This is a genomic window from Rathayibacter sp. AY1B6 (assembly GCF_002932755.1).
Classification (GTDB): domain Bacteria; phylum Actinomycetota; class Actinomycetes; order Actinomycetales; family Microbacteriaceae; genus Rathayibacter.
In genome coordinates this window covers 13,989-28,332 of the sequence record NZ_PSWL01000027.1, presented here as the reverse complement: position 1 = coordinate 28,332, position 14,344 = coordinate 13,989, and the positions used below count along the sequence as shown (strand labels likewise).

The window sequence follows — 14,344 nt, the reverse complement described above, 5'->3', positions numbered from 1 at the left end:
GACCGGATCAGGTGCTGAGCGTACCGAGTCGGCGGCGGACGCGTCCGCAGAGGGACGCGCCCGGCCGCCGAGCCCGCGGGCCTCAGCCCCAGGCGACCTCGAGGTCGACGACGAACGTCACTCCGAAGCGGTCGCGCAGCATCCCGTAGAGGGGCGACCAGGCCGCCGGGGCCAGGGGCGCGACGACCACCGCCCCCTCCGAGAGCGCGTCCCAGAGGCGGTGCAGCTCGTCGGCGTCGGAGCCTCGCAGCGACACGAACACCGGGATCGTGCCCGGGTCGTAGGCGGTGTGCGCGGGGACGTCGTAGGCCATGACGCGGAAGCCGGCCTCGGAGACGACCTGGCCCCACATCAGCTGGTCGGCCTCCTCGGGCGCGGTGACGGCGTCCGCGTCCGCGTAGGTCATCGCGTCGAGCCGGCCACCCGTGACCGAGGCGTAGAACTCCAGCGCCTCACGGGCCTGTCCGCGGAAGTTGAGGTGGGTCGTGGTGGTGATGCTCATGGTGCGCTCCTCGCAGTCGTGCCGGGTCGATCACCCGGTGCCCCGACGCTCCCAGGAGAAGAGGACGGCTCCGGTCCTCTTCTCGGACTACCCTCGGGACGTGCCCACGACGACCGAGCGGCTCCTCCTGCTCCTCTCCCTCCTGCAGACCCGCCGCGACTGGCCGGGCGGAGTGCTCGCCGAGCGTCTGGGGATCGCGCCGCGGACGGTGCGCCGCGACGTCGACCGGCTCCGCACGATGGGCTACCGGATCGACGCGGCGAAGGGCCCCGACGGCGGCTACCGGCTCGAGGCCGGCGCCGAGCTCCCGCCGCTGCTCTTCGACGACGAGCAGGTGCTCGCCCTCACCGCCGCCCTGCGCGCCCCGGTCGCGGGGCTCGAGGAGGCGTCGGCCCGTGCGCTGGCGACGGTGCGGCAGGTCCTGCCCGCCCGGCTCCGGCCCCGAGCGGATGCGCTGCGCTTCACGGTCGCGGCCGCGCCGGCTCCCGCGGTCCCTCCGGAGCGGCTGGTCGCGGTCGCGGCGGCCGTCCGGGCCTGCGAGGTGCTCCGCTTCGAGTACGCGGAGGCGGTGCGCCGCGTCGAGCCGCACCACCTGGTCGCACGCCAGGGCCGCTGGTACCTCATCGGCTTCGACCTCGACCGCGACGACTGGCGGGTGTTCCGGGTGGACCGGCTCGAGCCGCGCTCGCCCCGCGGAGCCCGCTTCCGCCGCCGGGCGCTGCCGGGCGGGAACCCCGCCGGGTTCCTGGAGGCGCGGTTCCGCGGCGGAGCGCCCGGGGACGGCTGGCCGTGCCGCGGCTCGGTGGTGCTGGACGCGCCCGCCGCCGAGGTCCTGCCCTACGCCGGCGACGGCGAGGTGGAGGACCTCGGCGATGCGGGCTGCCGACTCGCCCTCGGCGCCTGGTCGTGGGAGGCGCTCGCCGCGTCGTTCGGCCGGTTCGACGCTCCGATGGCCGAGGCCGAGCCGCCCGAGCTGGCCGCCGCGTTCCGCGTGCTCGCGGAGCGGTACGCCGAGGCGGGAGCCTGACCGGAGCGCGTCGGACGTCGACCGCCGCTACTTCACCGAGTACCGGGCGCTCCCCGTGCTGCCGTCCGCCGTCGTGACCGTCAGAGTCCAGCAGGTGCCCGGCTTCGCGGGCACCGTCCACGCCTTCACGTAGCGGTTCGTCGCGGTGTCGTAGCGGAGGCGTCCGGTCAGCGTGGTCGTCGGCGCTCCGGTGAGGACGGCACCCGCGGTGCAGGAGGTCTGCTTCTGCGTGACGCTGCGCACATCGGCGAGGGCGGAGTGGCGGAACGTTCCCGCGGACGACGTGGACGTCACCTGGAACGTCATGCCGGTCGCGGCGCCGGCGGCCACGCTCTTCACCGAAGTGCTGAGCCCTCCGATCGTCCACGGGGTCACGGTGTACGACGCGGTGAGGGTCGAGACGTTGCCCGCCCGGTCGGTCGCGGTCGCCCGGTACACGTGCGCTCCGACGGAGCGGCCGCCACCCGTGATCACGCAGTCGCCGACGAGGCCGGAGAGCGCGTCGTCCGCGAGGCAGCGCGCCACCGGGAACGCGGTGCCGGAGGGGTAGGACCCCTCGGGCTTCGACGTGAACGCGAGCTGCGGCTTCGTGGTGTCGACGTCGATGCCGCTGCGGGTCGTCGTGGCGCGGTTGCCCGCGTTGTCGACGGCGGTGCCGGTGACGCTCTGGCCGGGGCCCTCGCGCAGGATCCGCGCGGGGGTGCAGCTGCGGATCCCGGAGCCGCTGCCGTCGGCGCAGGAGAAGCCGACGGAGACGGGGGAGCGGAACCAGCCCGCGGCGTCGGGAGCCGTCGGCGTGGTCGTCGCGGCGATGGTGGGGACGCCGGTGTCGACGATCCGGTAGCTCGCGGTGGCGGTCGTGCTCAGTCCGCCGCCGTCGGTCCAGGTGCAGGTCGCCGTGCGGGTGCCGAGGCCGTTCACGAGGGTGCCGGTGACGACGGCCTCCTCGCTGAAGGTCCCGCTCTCCGCATCCGTGATCGCGCAGGCGGCTCTCGGCTCCGAGCCCTTCTCGTAGGAGGCGCCGTCGGTGACGTACGCGACCGTCACGACGGGTGGGGTGTTGGCGGGGACCACGGTGACCGTGTGCGGCGTGCCGGCCGTGGTGCCGTACGCGTTCCGCGCGCTCACCGTGAAGGTGGAGTCGCCGGCGGTGGTCGGCCGGCCCGAGACGACGCCCTCCGGCGAGAGGGTCAGCCCCGCGGGAAGGAAGCCGGAGGAGACCTCGAAGGTCGCGGCCGGGCCGGACGCCGTGAAGGTCGCGGAGTAGCGGGTCCCGGTCTTGACGAGCGTCTCGGCCGTGTCTGCGGTGAGGGTCGGCAGCGGGCCGATCGCGAAGGCGTGGTTGAAGCCGACCGCGATGCCGGTGGCGCCGGTGATCCCGGCCGGGACGTCCAGCTCGGTGTCGCCCTCGGGGTGCAGGGAGACGACGGTGCCGTCGGACGTCAGCAGGACGCTGAAGCCGATGCCGGCGGCGATCGCGGTGATGCCGCGGAGGTCGGCGGGGACCCGCGGCAGGCCCGAGTCGTCGGGGTCGCCCCAGGTGACGACGGTGCCGTCCCGCTTCAGCGCGAGGCTGTGGGAGTAGCTGACCGCGATGGCGGTGACGTCGCCCAGCCCCGCCGGGGCCGTGTACGCGCCCCTGTCGTCGCCGCCCCAGGCCACGACCGTCCCGTCGGCGCGCAGCGCGAGGCTGTTCCAGCCGCCCGCGGCGATCGCGACCACTCCGGAGAGACCCGCCGGCACGTCGGTCGCTCCGAACTGATCCGAGCCCCAGGCCGCCACGGTCCCGTCGCCCCGCAGAGCGAGGGTGTGGTAGTTGCCCGCGGCGACGGCGGTCACGTCGTCGAGTCCGGCCGGGACGTCGGTCTGGCCCTGGCGGTCGTCACCCCAGGCGACGACCGTTCCGTCCATCGTGAGGGCGATGCTGTGGAGGTAGCCGGTCGAGATCGCGGTCACCTCGCGGAGCCCGGCCGGCACGTCCCGCTCGCCCTCGAGGTCCGCGCCCCAGGCGACGACGGTCCCGTCGGTGTGGAGCGCGAGGGTGTGGCTGTAGCTGCTCGCGACGGCTGTGAGGTCGGACATGCCCGCCGGCACGTCCCACTCCCCGTTGAGGTACCGCCCCCAGGCGGCGACGCCGTTCGCGAGGTGGTCGTTCCCGACCGGCACCGGGTCCGGCTCGGCGGAGGCGAGGGGAGCCGCGGTGCCGGCGAGCAGCGCGACGGTCGCGGTCAGAGCGAGCAGAGTGCGGCGCAGGCCCGCGGCGGTGCGGGCGGGGCGCGGGGAAGCGGGGGTCACGGGCTCACGCTAGGGCTCGGCCCTCCTCTGCGGCGGGGGCGGGGGCGCCCTGTAGCGGACATGTCCTCTAGAGGGCGGAGCGTCACTCCACCAGGGCGGAGCCTGGCCCCTCGGGGCGCCCGGCGGAAGGGCTTGCCCGGATCCGCGGCGGGGGATTGGCTGGAGGGCAGGAGAGAGAGGTGTCACCATGACGCAGACCTTCCCCGCCTGGTTGCGGGATCAGCAGAAGAGGGACGACGAGGTCGGCCGCTTCGCGCAGGCCTTCGGCGGTCGCGACGACCTGCCCGAGCACGGCGGCCGCGCGATCTACGACGGCTACTTCGCCAGCGAGCCCGAGTCGGCGCAGGCCGATCTGGACCGCGCCTGGATGGAGTTCGAGGCGCACCCCGAGCCGTCCGCCACGTCCGACGAGCCGGAGGGACTCCGATGAGCGACCAGACCCCGATGAGCGACCAGACCCCGAGCCCCGTCGAGGACCCGGACGACCAGTCCGACAAGCCCTCGCAGGCCGAGGGCGAGGACGAGCGCGACACGCCGCACGAGGTCCTGCCCGCCGAGGGCAAGCCCTCGAAGGCCGAGGGCTGAGCCGACGCACTCGCGGAGGGGCGCATCCTGCAGAGGGTGCGCCCCTCCGTCGCGTCAGCGGCCGGTGACCGCCAGCAGCTCGTGCGCCGCGGCGCTGTCCGGGTAGCGGAGGAGCACGCGCTCCAGATCGCGCCGGGCCGGGGCCGTCCGCCCGTCCGAGAGGAGCGTGCTCGCGCGCTCGAGGAGTGCCTCCGCCCGCAGCTCCACGGGCCGCGCGCTGGTGACGGTCGGGCGCACCACCCGGTCGAACGCCTCGAGGGCGCCCTCGATCAGGCCGAGCTCGCGCAGAGCGGCGCCGCGGCGGATGAGGACGGCGGCGGAGGCGGCGTCGACGTTGTCGACGGGGGCCGAGAAGTCGGCCACGTCCCGCCAGCGGCGGCGGGCGGCGTAGAGCGAGGAGAGCGTCGACGCCGCGAGGGTCGACGGCTCCAGGGTCTCGACCGCCACGACCGCCGCGGCCGGATCCGTGAATGCCGCCAGCTCGGCATAGAGCAGGCGCAGCGCCGGGGCGTCGAGCGGCACCTCCACGTCGAGGCCGCCGCTCAGCGGCAGGCGGACGGTCAGCGCGATCCCGTAGCGGCGGAGGAAGGAGTCGACCGACGGGTCGTATCGGATGCGCACCAGCCAGCCGGTGAGCCGCAGAGCGCGGTCGTCGTCGGAGGAGTGCAGGGCGTCGCGGACGAGCTCGACGACGGCCGCGAGGCGCGAGCCCTCGGGGGAGCCGGTGGTCGCCTCGTGCAGGTCCTCCGCCGGTGCTCCGGCGCGCACGAGCCGGAGCAGGGGCGCCTCCCACGCCGGAGCGAGGGCGGAGGGGCGCACGAGCCCCGGCCCGCCGGGCATGCTGAGCCAGCCGGACAGCCGGGAGCGGTGGTCCTCCAGGGAGAGCGGGTCGCCGACCGCCCGGAGCCGGGGGCGTGCAAGAGCGCGGAGCTCACCGCTCCGTCGGAAGCCGACTGCCACGGCCGATCCCCCTCCGCGTGCGACGACGGCTGAGGACCGTCGATCCGCCGAGTCTACGGCGTCGCGCGCCGCGGTCACCCCCGAACGGGGAGCGACGCGGTGGCGGCGATCCCCCGCCTCCACCGCCTCATCCGCCGATCGATCCGGCCGTGCGCAGCGGCATCACGTCGGGCTTCTCGGCGGTGCTCTCGATCGTCACGACCGCCTTCTCCTCGTTGGAGCGGAGCACGGCGTCCATGATCTCGAGCACGTGCAGGGCCACGCGGCCGGAGGCGCGGTGCGGGCGGTCCTCCGCGATCGCCTCCGCGAGGTCGGCGAGTCCCACTCCGCGGCCGGTGTCGATCACGCCGGCGGAGTCGGGGACGACCCGCCAGTCCTCGTCGCGGACGGCGACCTCGACCGGGTCCGAGAACATGTTCGGGTCCGGGACCGAGATGGTGCCCTCGGTGCCGTAGACCTCGAACTTCGGGGCCCGGCTGCGCCAGACCTCGAAGCTCACGGTGACGGTCGTGGCGACTCCGCTCGCGTGCTCGAGCAGCGCGGTGATGTGCGTGTCGATCGTCACCTCGATCGGCGTGCCCGCCTTCGGTCCGGTCTCGATCGTGCGCGGGCGGTCGGAGCGGGTGGCCAGGCCCGTGACGCGGACGACCGGCCCGAAGAAGTGCACGAGCGCCGTCAGGTAGTACGGGCCCATGTCCAGCAGCGGGCCGCCGCCGGGCTGGTAGTAGAACTCGGGCGCCGGGTGCCAGCGCTCGTGGCCGGGCGCGGCCCAGTGCACCTGCGCGGCGATCGGCGTGCCGATCGCTCCGGAGTCGAGAGTGAGGCGCGCGGTCTGCACGCCGGTCCCGAGCACCGTGTCCGGGGCGCTGGCGAAGCGCAGGCCCAGCTCGTCCGCGAGGTCGAGCATCGGCGCGGCCTCGGCCGGGTTCAGCCCGAGCGGCTTCTCGGCGAAGACGTGCTTGCCCGCCTTCAGGGCGCGGGTGCCGATCTCGACGTGCGCCGCCGGGATCGTGAGGTTCAGCACCGCGTCGATCTCCGGGTCGTCGATCAGCGCGTCGACGGTGAGGGCGCGGACGCCCTGCTCGTCGGCGACCTGCTGCGCCCGCTCCTGGTTCAGGTCGGCGACCGCGACGAGGCGGAGGCCGGGGAAGGTCGGGAGGTTCGCGAGGTACTGCTCGCTGATCTTCCCGACGCCGATGATGCCGACTCTCAGCGGGACGCCCACAGCATTCCCCTCTCGATGATCGTGCGGACGTTCTCGTCCTGGAGGATCTCGACGCGGTGGCCCGGCGTGGAGACGAAGATGCGGCCCTCGCCCCAGAGGCGGGTCCAGATCGCGGGGGAGGTGATGGGGCGCTTCCACGGGTCCCACGGGCGGACGGCCTGCGTGGTCGTGGCGAGCACGTCGTTGTAGTCGTCGTGCAGCACCCAGTACTGCTCGGTGACCAGCTCGAAGTCCGAGACGCCCTGCGTGATCGGGTGCTCGGCGGCGAGGGCCGTCATCTCGATCGTGTGCGGCACGTAGTTGTCCGACTGCTCGCCGGTGCGCTCGTCCGGGTGCTTGCCGGGGTGCGAGGCGAACTGGCCGCCGATCAGCTGCAGGTAGTCGGAGTTGTCGCGGTAGGAGTCGGCGATCCCGCCGTGCCAGCCGGCGAGGCCGGTGCCGCGCTCGACCGCCGCGCGCAGGCCCAGGAACTCCTCCCACTGGATGGAGGTCATCGTGTTCGACTGCACGATCAGGTCGACCGTCCGGAGGTACGCCTCGTCGGCGTACACGGCGGTCGACTCCTCGACGCGCACGTCGTAGCCGTTGTCTCGGAGGAACGGCAGGAACAGCTCGGTCGCCTCGACCGGTTGGTGGCCGTCCCAGCCCCCTCGGACGACGAGGGCCGTCTTGCCGGGAGTGGTCGGGGAGTGGTCGGTCATCGTCGTCCTCACGTGCTGGCGGATCGCTCCGCGGTTCGTCATCGAACAGGACTTGCGCAACTTCAGTGCGGGAGCCCCGGCGTTCGACCATCATGCACCGCGTTTCCCGGCGGTAGCAAGCCGTTCGCGCGCCGGTCTAGTTGCGAAAGTCGGTATCCGCTACGGTGAGCACATGCCCGACCACGACGACGTCTCCGGAGCGACCACCCGCCCGACCATGGCGCTGATCGCCGAGCGTGCCGGGACGAGCGTCCCCACCGTCTCGAAGGTGCTCAACGGCGGCACCGACGTCTCGGAGGCGACCCGTCTGCGCGTGATGGAGGCGGCGCACGCGCTCGGCTACCGCCGCCGTCCGCGCCTGCGCCCGCCGGTCGAGGACCCGCACTCCGCTCAGATCGTCGACGTCGTCGTCGGCCACATCGGCGGCACCTGGATCGGCCCGGTCCTCGAGGGGATCGAGGCCGAGGCCTCCGCCGCCGGAGTCGACCTGGTGCTCACCCGCGCCCGCGACGACGGCGCCTGGATCAGCCGCCTCCTCCGCCGCCCCTCGCTCGGCGCCATCGTGGTGCTGGTCAACGTCTCGGCCGCGCAGCTGCACCTGCTGACCACCGCCGAGCTGCCCGTGGTCGTCGTCGACCCCAGCACGCGGCCCCCGGCCGACGTCGCGAGCGTCGGCGCGACCAACTGGGACGGGGGCCGTATGGCCGCCGAGCACCTCCTCGCCGAGGGCCACACCCGCTTCGGCGTCCTCGGCGGCACCCGCACCCAGCTCTACAGCAGCGCCCGGATCGACGGCTTCACCTCCGCGCTCCGGGCCGCCGGAGCCGCCGACCCGCGCGTCGCCTACTGCGACTGGGACCGCGAGCTGGCCCGCGAGGCCGCCGGGCTGATGCTCGCCGAGCCGGACGCGCCGACCGCCTTCTTCGCCTGCTCCGACGTGATGGCGCTCGGCGTCTACGAGGCCGCCGACGACGCCGACCTGCGCATCCCGCGCGACCTCAGCGTCGTCGGCTTCGACGACGTCGAGGAGTCGGCCTGGGCGACTCCGCCGATGACCACGATCCAGCAGCCCATCGGCGAGATGGGCGCCATCGCCTTCCGGATGCTGCACCAGGCGCACCGGTCCGCGACCCCGCTCGCCTCCGGCGCCTCGGCGACCCGCATGGAGCTCGAGACGCGGCTGATCCGCCGCGCCTCCGTCGCGCCCGTGCGCGTCTAGCGCCGCCCGCTCGCCCTCCCACCCCGCCCCCTCGGGATCGATGCGTCACGAACGGTCCCCATCCGGCGCCCGTGACGACCGTTCGTGACGCATCGACCCCGGCGGGCGCCGCGGTCGGTGGCGACCCGGGTCGCACCGCCTATGCTGCCCGGATGCGCAGCGCGACCGGGGGGATGGTGGTCGCGTCGTTCGTCTCGCGGATCCTCGGGTTCGTCCGGCTGGCGCTCCTGATCGTGGCGGTCGGGGGCACGAGCGCGTCGGTCGGCGGGCAGGTGTTCGAGGTCGCGAACTCCGCGCCCACCTACCTGTACGGGCTCATCGCGGGCGGGGTGCTCGGCGCGGTGCTCGTGCCGCAGATGGTCCGGGCGCGGGCCGACGGACCGGAGGGCGTGCGGACCCTCGAGCGGCTGCTCACCGTGTGCCTCGGCGGAGCGGCGCTCCTCACGGCCGCCTGCACGCTCGCGGCGCCGCTGATCGTCGGGCTCTACGCCGGGGGCTGGTCGGCCGACTGGGCTCTGCTGGCGACTCAGATGGCCTACTGGTGCCTGCCGCAGATCTTCTTCTACATCGTCTTCGCCGTCTTCTCGCAGCTGCTCAACTCCGCCGAGAAGTACGGGCCGGGCGCGTGGGCGCCCGCCTGCGCGAACGTGATCTCGGTGCTCGGGATCGCGGTGTTCCTCCTGATCCACCCCGAGGCGGCGTCGACACCCGCCGACGAGTGGACGCCGGAGATGGTGGCGCTCCTGTGCGGCACTGCCACTGCGGCGATCGTGGTGCAGGGGGTGATCGCGGTCGCGTTCTCGCGGTCCGTCGGCGTCCGCCTGCGGCCGCGCTTCGGCGTCGCAGGGCTCGGCGGAGTGTCGCGGGACGCGGTCTGGGTGTTCCTCGGCGCCCTCGTCGCAGAGGTGTCGTACATCGTCGTCTCGAACGCGGCGACGGCGGCCGGCCAGGCCATGAACCGCGCCGGCGTCGACGGGCCGAGCCTCAACTCCTTCTCGAGCGCGCAGCTGCTGCTCCTGCTGCCGCACGGCATCCTGGTCGTCTCCGTCGCCACGGCGATGTTCACGCCGCTCAGCCGGGACCTGCACCGCGGCGATCGGGCGGCCGCGGCGGTGAACCTCCGACGGACCGAGGACGCGGTGCTCGCCGTCACTCTGCTCGCGACGCTCCTGTTCGTCGCGGCGGCGCCACTGCTCACGCAGCTCGTCTTCGGCACACCGGTGATCGGCGGAGTCCTGCAGCTGCTCGCCCTGAGCCTGGTCGGCTTCAGCCAGACCTACGTCCTCAACCGGGCGATGTTCGCGCTGGGTCGGGCCCGCGACTCGCTGGCGACCCAGGTCGTCTCGGCCGTCGGCGTCGCGGTGGGGGCGCTCGTCGGCGGGCTCCTCCTGCCTGCCGAACTCGTCGTGCCGGCGATCGCGGGCGGCACCGCCCTCGGGACCACGGCCGCGTGGGCCCTCGCCCACTGGCTGGTCCGGCGCCGGATCGGCGTCGTGCCGCAGCCGACCCGGGACCGCCGCGCCGCTCTCGTCGCGGCGCTGGTCGCAGCCTGCGCGTCGGTGCCGCTCGGCCTGCTGCTCGCCGTGCCCGCCGACCGCCTCGCGGCCGGCGCCGTGCTGCTGCCGGTCGGACTCGCGATCACCGCCCTGTTCGTGGTCGTGCACCGGGTCGTCGGCGGGCGCTGGCTCTGGTCGCTGGTGCTCGCGCCGCTCTGAGGGGCTGCGCGTGCGGTCCCGCAGCCCCGACCCTCAGTGCCCCGCGCCGAGGTTCCCGGCGAGGCGGCCGTGCATCCGGGTGGAGGCGTCGTTCATGCCCTCGATCACGGCGCGGATGCCGTGGCGCTCGTACTTGGTGGTGACGGCGTCCAGCGCGGCGACGGTCGAGGCGTCCCAGATGTGGGAGCCGGAGAGGTCGATCACGACGTGCGCGGGGTCCTCCGCGTAGGAGAACTGCGTGGTCAGGTCGTTGCTGGAGGCGAAGAACAACTCGCCGGTGACCGTGTAGCGGGCCGTCGATCCGTCGGCCGAGAGCGTGCGCTCGACGGTGGCGAAGCGGGCGACCCGGCGGGCGAAGACGACCATCGCGGCGAGGACGCCGACGGCGACTCCGATCGCCAGGTTGTGCGTGAGGACGACCACGACGACCGTGGCGATCATGACCACCGTCTCGCCGACGGGCATCCGCTTCAGGGTCGAGGGGCGGATGCTGTGCCAGTCGAACGTCGCCACCGAGACCATCACCATCACCGCGACCAGCGCGGCCATCGGGATGATCGCGACGAGGTCGCCGAGCGCGACGACGAGGATCAGCAGGAACACGCCGGCGAGGAAGGTCGAGATGCGGGTGCGGGCGCCGGACGCCTTCACGTTGATCATCGTCTGGCCGATCATCGCGCAGCCGCCCATGCCGCCGAACAGGCCGGAGAGCACGTTCGCGGCGCCCTGCCCGAGCGACTCGCGGGTCTTGCGGGAGGGGGTGTCGGTGATGTCGTCGACGAGCTTCGCGGTCATCAGCGACTCCAGCAGGCCGACGAGCGCCATCGCGAGGGCGTACGGCGCGATGGTCGTGAAGGTGTCCCAGGTCAGCGGCACGTCCGGGACGAACAGCTCGGGGAGGCTGCGGGGCAGCTCGCCCTGGTCGCCCACGGTCGGGACGGCGACGGCCGTGGCGACGACCGCCGCGGTGATCAGGACGATGGCGACGAGCGGAGCCGGAACGGCCTTCGTCAGGCGCGGCATCACGACCATGATCACGATGCCGACGGCGACCAGCGGGTAGACCAGCCAGGGCACGCCGATCAGGTTGGGGATCTGCGCCGAGAAGATCAGGATCGCCAGCGCGTTCACGAAGCCGACCATCACGCTGCGGGGGATGAAGCGCATGAGCTTCGCCACTCCGAGCAGCCCGAGCACGATCTGGAACACGCCCGCGAGGATCACCGTCGCGAGGAAGTAGTCCATCCCGTAGTCGCGGGCGACAGGGGCGATCACCAGGGCGACGGCGCCGGTGGCCGCGGTGATCATCGCGGGGCGTCCGCCGAGGAAGGCGATCGACACGGCCATCACGAACGACGAGAAGAGGCCGACCCGCGGATCCACGCCCGCGATGATCGAGAACGAGATCGCCTCGGGGATGAGCGCGAGCGCGACGACGAGGCCGGCGAGGACCTCGCGGGTCAGGATGCGGGGGGTGCGCAGGGCCGTCATCACCGTGGGCTCAGCGTGCGGGCGGGCAGGGGTCTTCGAGGCGAGGGCCATCGCGGCGGCTCCAGGGAGTGGGAGGGGTGCTCGACGAGGAGCGCGGAGGACTGCGGCGACGGGTCGGCGGAAGCGGGCGGGGATGCCAAGCTTGCAGAGGCGTGTCAGCAGCACGGGCAACCCTACCCTTACGTGAGGGTAGATCTGAAGGGGTGAGCAGGATCGGCACCATGCACATCGGCGAGCTCGCCGAGCGGACCGGCCTCTCGCTCCGGACCCTGCGGCACTACGACGAGATCGGCCTCGTGAAGGCGTCCGGCCGCACCGAGGGCGGCTTCCGCCTCTACACGTCCACCGACTACGACCGCCTGATCCTCATCCGCCGCATGAAGCCGCTCGGCTTCTCGCTGGAGGAGATGGCCGCGCTGCTGCGCGTGATCGACACCCTCGAGGCCGAGGGCGACGACGCGCCGGCCGACGTCCGCGCGCAGCTCGAGGGCTTCGTCGCGCAGGCCCGAGAGCGCCGGGAGGCGCTGAGCGCCCAGCTCGCGATGGCCGACGAGTTCGTCGAGCTGCTCACCAGCCGCTGAGCCCGGCCGCCTGGGCGATCGATGCGTCGCGAACGGCTCCCACGCGGCTCCGATGACGACCCTTCGCGACGCATCGGATCCTCGGGAGCGCGGGAGAGCCGCTCAGGTCGCGCTCGCGTCGGGGAGCTGCTCCGGGCAGTCGCCGCCCGGCTCGGTGGCGAGCTCGAAGTGCCAGATCTCGTTCGCGTAGATCTGGCAGAGCCCGTAGTCGGTGCCGTGCTGCGCGAGCCGGCTGTCCGCGTCCGTGTAGCCGATGTCGACCGCGCCGCCGGTGAGGTGAGCGGAGGAGGTGACGGATGCGACGCGGCGGCCGCGGCCTGACCGGAGGCCGTCAGCCGCGCGGGCCGCGGGCCAGCAGCGCGTGCAGGAGGGGCAGCACCGACGCGATCATCAGCACCGTCCCGAACCCGCAGTCGTCCGGGCGCACGACGGCGCCCGCGATCAGCAGGCCCGCGAACAGCACGGCCGAGATCACGCGGCGGACGGTGCCCTCGAGGCGGTTCAGCCGGCGCTCGATCGTGGGGACGGTGACCGCGAGCTCGCCGTCGTCGAGGGTCGTGACGAGCTCGTCGAGCCGGCGCGGCAGGCGCCAGATCAGGCCGAGCGTGTCGACGGCCTGCTTGCCGACGTCCTGCACGACGGAGCCGCGCTCCTCGCGGATCAGCTGCTGCGCGTAGGGCTCCACCGAGTCCCACAGGTTGAAGGCCGGGTCGAGCGCGCTGCAGACGCCCGAGGTCAGCGACATCGCGCGGATCACGAGCAGGAAGTTCTCGGGGAGCTGGAACGGCAGCGCGCGCACCACGTCGCCGAACTGCACAGCGAAGTCGCGGAACTCGCGCGGATCCACCTCCCGCAGCTCGGCGAAGCCCATCCCGCCGAACCGGGCGAAGAGCTGCGTGAGCGCCCGCTCCAGCTCACGGGAGTCGGCGGAGGGCAGGAGGACGCCGACCGCGCGGGCCGCGTCGACGAGCCCCTTGCCGTCGCGGGAGGCGGCGGCGATGAGCATCCGGCGCAGGCCCGCGCGGGTGCTCGGCGGCACCTCGCCCATCATCCCGAAGTCGATGAAGGTGAGGCGCCAGGGCAGCTCGCCCCCGGGGGTGGGCGTGACGAAGACGTTGCCGGGGTGCGGGTCCGCGTGGAAGTAGCCGTGCGTGAAGAGCTGGTCGAACATCACGGCCGCGAAGACCGGAGCGACCTCCCGCGGGTCGATCCCGGCGGCCAGCAGTGCGGCGTGGTCGGTGATCTTGATCGCGGTGACGTCCTCGAGGGTGAGGACCTTGCGGGTCGAGCGCTCCCAGACCACGTCGGGGACGGCGACCCGGGCGTCGCCATCGAAGTCGGCGGCGAAGCGGACGGAGTTGGCCGCCTCCTGCAGGTAGTCGATCTCCTCGAGGCTGGTGACCGCGAACTCCTCGACGAGCGCCGGGGCGTCGACGCGGTCCGAGACCAGGCGCACGTGGCTGAGCCAGCCGCCGACGCGGCGCAGGGCCGCGAGGTCGACCTCGACGATCTGGTCGATCCCCGGCCGCTGCACCTTCATGATCGCGGCGGAGTAGCCGGTGTCCTCGGCGTCGACGGGGGAGAGCCGGGCGCGGTGGGCCTGGCCGAGGGAGGCGGCGGCGACCGGCGAGTCGTCGACTCCGGCGTACGCGCGCTTGAGCGGCAGCCCGAGCTCGGACTCGGCCAGCGCCCGGATCCGCGGGAACGGGACCGGCGGGACCTCGTCCTGCAGCCCCTCCAGCTCGCGCGTGATCTCGGGCGGCAGCACGTCCAGGCGCGACGACATGAACTGGCCGACCTTGATCATCAGGCCGCCGAGGTCGACCGCGAGCACGTGGAAGCTGCGGGCGAAGCGGCGCATCCGGCCGGGCCGGGTGCGCAGCGCGACGCGCGTGAGCCCCAGCCGCGGCAGGAGCAGGTCGAAGAACCACGTGACCGCGAGATGCCACGCGGCGAAGCGGAGGATCCGGCGGTAGCGCCGCCGGTCCTCCCGCTCTCGGTGGCCCGGGGCGGCAGGACCCGGGCTGACCGAGGCCACCCGGG

13 protein-coding genes are annotated in these 14,344 nt (G+C 73.6%); 6 read left to right on the top strand and 7 right to left on the bottom strand.

Going from position 1 to position 14,344, the window contains the following annotated elements; genetic code table 11:
- Positions 1-82 precede the first annotated feature (82 nt).
- The gene (locus C5D08_RS13790) at positions 83-502 is read right to left on the bottom strand and encodes a VOC family protein (RefSeq protein ID WP_104277520.1); all 420 of its coding nucleotides are present in this window, start codon (positions 500-502) and stop codon (positions 83-85) included.
- A gap of 100 nt (positions 503-602) precedes the next feature.
- Between C5D08_RS13790 and C5D08_RS13785 the strand changes: the two genes are divergently transcribed.
- Entirely contained in the window at positions 603-1,529 is a 927-nt protein-coding gene (locus C5D08_RS13785; protein WP_258067412.1) for a YafY family protein, read from the top strand.
- Positions 1,530-1,556: 27 nt separating this feature from the next.
- Here C5D08_RS13785 and C5D08_RS13780 read toward each other — a convergent pair whose 3' ends face one another.
- Positions 1,557-3,824, bottom strand: a complete 2,268-nt coding sequence (locus C5D08_RS13780) for a putative Ig domain-containing protein (RefSeq protein WP_104277518.1) — start codon at positions 3,822-3,824, stop codon at positions 1,557-1,559.
- A 187-nt stretch (positions 3,825-4,011) separates the two neighbouring features.
- Between C5D08_RS13780 and C5D08_RS13775 the strand changes: the two genes are divergently transcribed.
- Both C5D08_RS13775 and C5D08_RS17075 read left to right on the top strand, forming a co-directional pair.
- On the top strand, positions 4,012-4,254 hold the full coding sequence (locus C5D08_RS13775; RefSeq protein ID WP_104227148.1) for a hypothetical protein: 243 nt from the start codon (positions 4,012-4,014) through the stop codon (positions 4,252-4,254).
- A complete protein-coding gene (locus C5D08_RS17075) occupies positions 4,251-4,409 on the top strand; it encodes a hypothetical protein (RefSeq protein WP_181110337.1) in 159 nt (52 codons plus the stop codon). Before C5D08_RS13775 ends, C5D08_RS17075 begins: the two co-directional genes overlap by 4 nt.
- Before the next feature lie 54 nt (positions 4,410-4,463).
- On the opposite strand, the gene C5D08_RS13770 is transcribed toward C5D08_RS17075, so the two are convergent.
- The 3 genes from C5D08_RS13770 to C5D08_RS13760 all read right to left on the bottom strand — a co-directional run bounded on the left by C5D08_RS13770 (position 4,464) and on the right by C5D08_RS13760 (position 7,295).
- Positions 4,464-5,369 carry a tol-pal system YbgF family protein gene (locus tag C5D08_RS13770; protein WP_104277517.1) on the bottom strand — a complete coding sequence of 302 codons (906 nt, stop codon included), beginning with the start codon at positions 5,367-5,369 and terminating at the stop codon, positions 4,464-4,466.
- 127 nt (positions 5,370-5,496) lie between these two features.
- Positions 5,497-6,594 carry a Gfo/Idh/MocA family protein gene (locus tag C5D08_RS13765; RefSeq protein ID WP_104277516.1) on the bottom strand — a complete coding sequence of 366 codons (1,098 nt, stop codon included), beginning with the start codon at positions 6,592-6,594 and terminating at the stop codon, positions 5,497-5,499.
- Entirely contained in the window at positions 6,579-7,295 is a 717-nt protein-coding gene (locus tag C5D08_RS13760) for a ThuA domain-containing protein (protein ID WP_104277537.1), read from the bottom strand. Before C5D08_RS13760 ends, C5D08_RS13765 begins: the two co-directional genes overlap by 16 nt.
- A 172-nt stretch (positions 7,296-7,467) precedes the next feature.
- Between C5D08_RS13760 and C5D08_RS13755 the strand changes: the two genes are divergently transcribed.
- The gene (locus tag C5D08_RS13755; RefSeq protein WP_104277515.1) at positions 7,468-8,514 is read left to right on the top strand and encodes a LacI family DNA-binding transcriptional regulator; all 1,047 of its coding nucleotides are present in this window, start codon (positions 7,468-7,470) and stop codon (positions 8,512-8,514) included.
- Positions 8,515-8,666: 152 nt separating this feature from the next.
- A complete protein-coding gene (gene murJ / locus C5D08_RS13750) occupies positions 8,667-10,229 on the top strand; it encodes a murein biosynthesis integral membrane protein MurJ (RefSeq protein WP_104234036.1) in 1,563 nt (520 codons plus the stop codon).
- Positions 10,230-10,262: 33 nt separating this feature from the next.
- Here the strand turns inward: murJ and C5D08_RS13745 are convergent, their stop codons facing one another.
- On the bottom strand, positions 10,263-11,771 hold the full coding sequence (locus C5D08_RS13745) for a SulP family inorganic anion transporter (RefSeq protein ID WP_104277514.1): 1,509 nt from the start codon (positions 11,769-11,771) through the stop codon (positions 10,263-10,265).
- 170 nt (positions 11,772-11,941) lie between these two features.
- On the opposite strand from C5D08_RS13745, the gene C5D08_RS13740 reads away from it, so the two are divergent.
- Positions 11,942-12,301: a MerR family DNA-binding transcriptional regulator gene (locus C5D08_RS13740; protein ID WP_104277513.1), complete on the top strand. Its 360-nt coding sequence runs from the start codon at positions 11,942-11,944 to the stop codon at positions 12,299-12,301.
- Positions 12,302-12,632: 331 nt separating this feature from the next.
- Here C5D08_RS13740 and C5D08_RS13730 read toward each other — a convergent pair whose 3' ends face one another.
- On the bottom strand, positions 12,633-14,339 hold the full coding sequence (locus C5D08_RS13730; RefSeq protein ID WP_104277512.1) for an AarF/ABC1/UbiB kinase family protein: 1,707 nt from the start codon (positions 14,337-14,339) through the stop codon (positions 12,633-12,635).
- Positions 14,340-14,344 lie beyond the last annotated feature (5 nt).

Coding starts and splice junctions, on each gene's coding strand:
- C5D08_RS13790 (WP_104277520.1), bottom strand. CDS start 502: ATGAGCATCACCACCACGACCCACCTCAACTTCCGCGGACAGGCCCGT.
- C5D08_RS13745 (WP_104277514.1), bottom strand. CDS start 11,771: ATGGCCCTCGCCTCGAAGACCCCTGCCCGCCCGCACGCTGAGCCCACG.
- C5D08_RS13740 (WP_104277513.1), top strand. CDS start 11,942: ATGCACATCGGCGAGCTCGCCGAGCGGACCGGCCTCTCGCTCCGGACC.
- C5D08_RS17075 (WP_181110337.1), top strand. CDS start 4,251: ATGAGCGACCAGACCCCGATGAGCGACCAGACCCCGAGCCCCGTCGAG.
- murJ (WP_104234036.1), top strand. CDS start 8,667: ATGCGCAGCGCGACCGGGGGGATGGTGGTCGCGTCGTTCGTCTCGCGG.
- C5D08_RS13755 (WP_104277515.1), top strand. CDS start 7,468: ATGCCCGACCACGACGACGTCTCCGGAGCGACCACCCGCCCGACCATG.
- C5D08_RS13775 (WP_104227148.1), top strand. CDS start 4,012: ATGACGCAGACCTTCCCCGCCTGGTTGCGGGATCAGCAGAAGAGGGAC.
- C5D08_RS13760 (WP_104277537.1), bottom strand. CDS start 7,295: ATGACCGACCACTCCCCGACCACTCCCGGCAAGACGGCCCTCGTCGTC.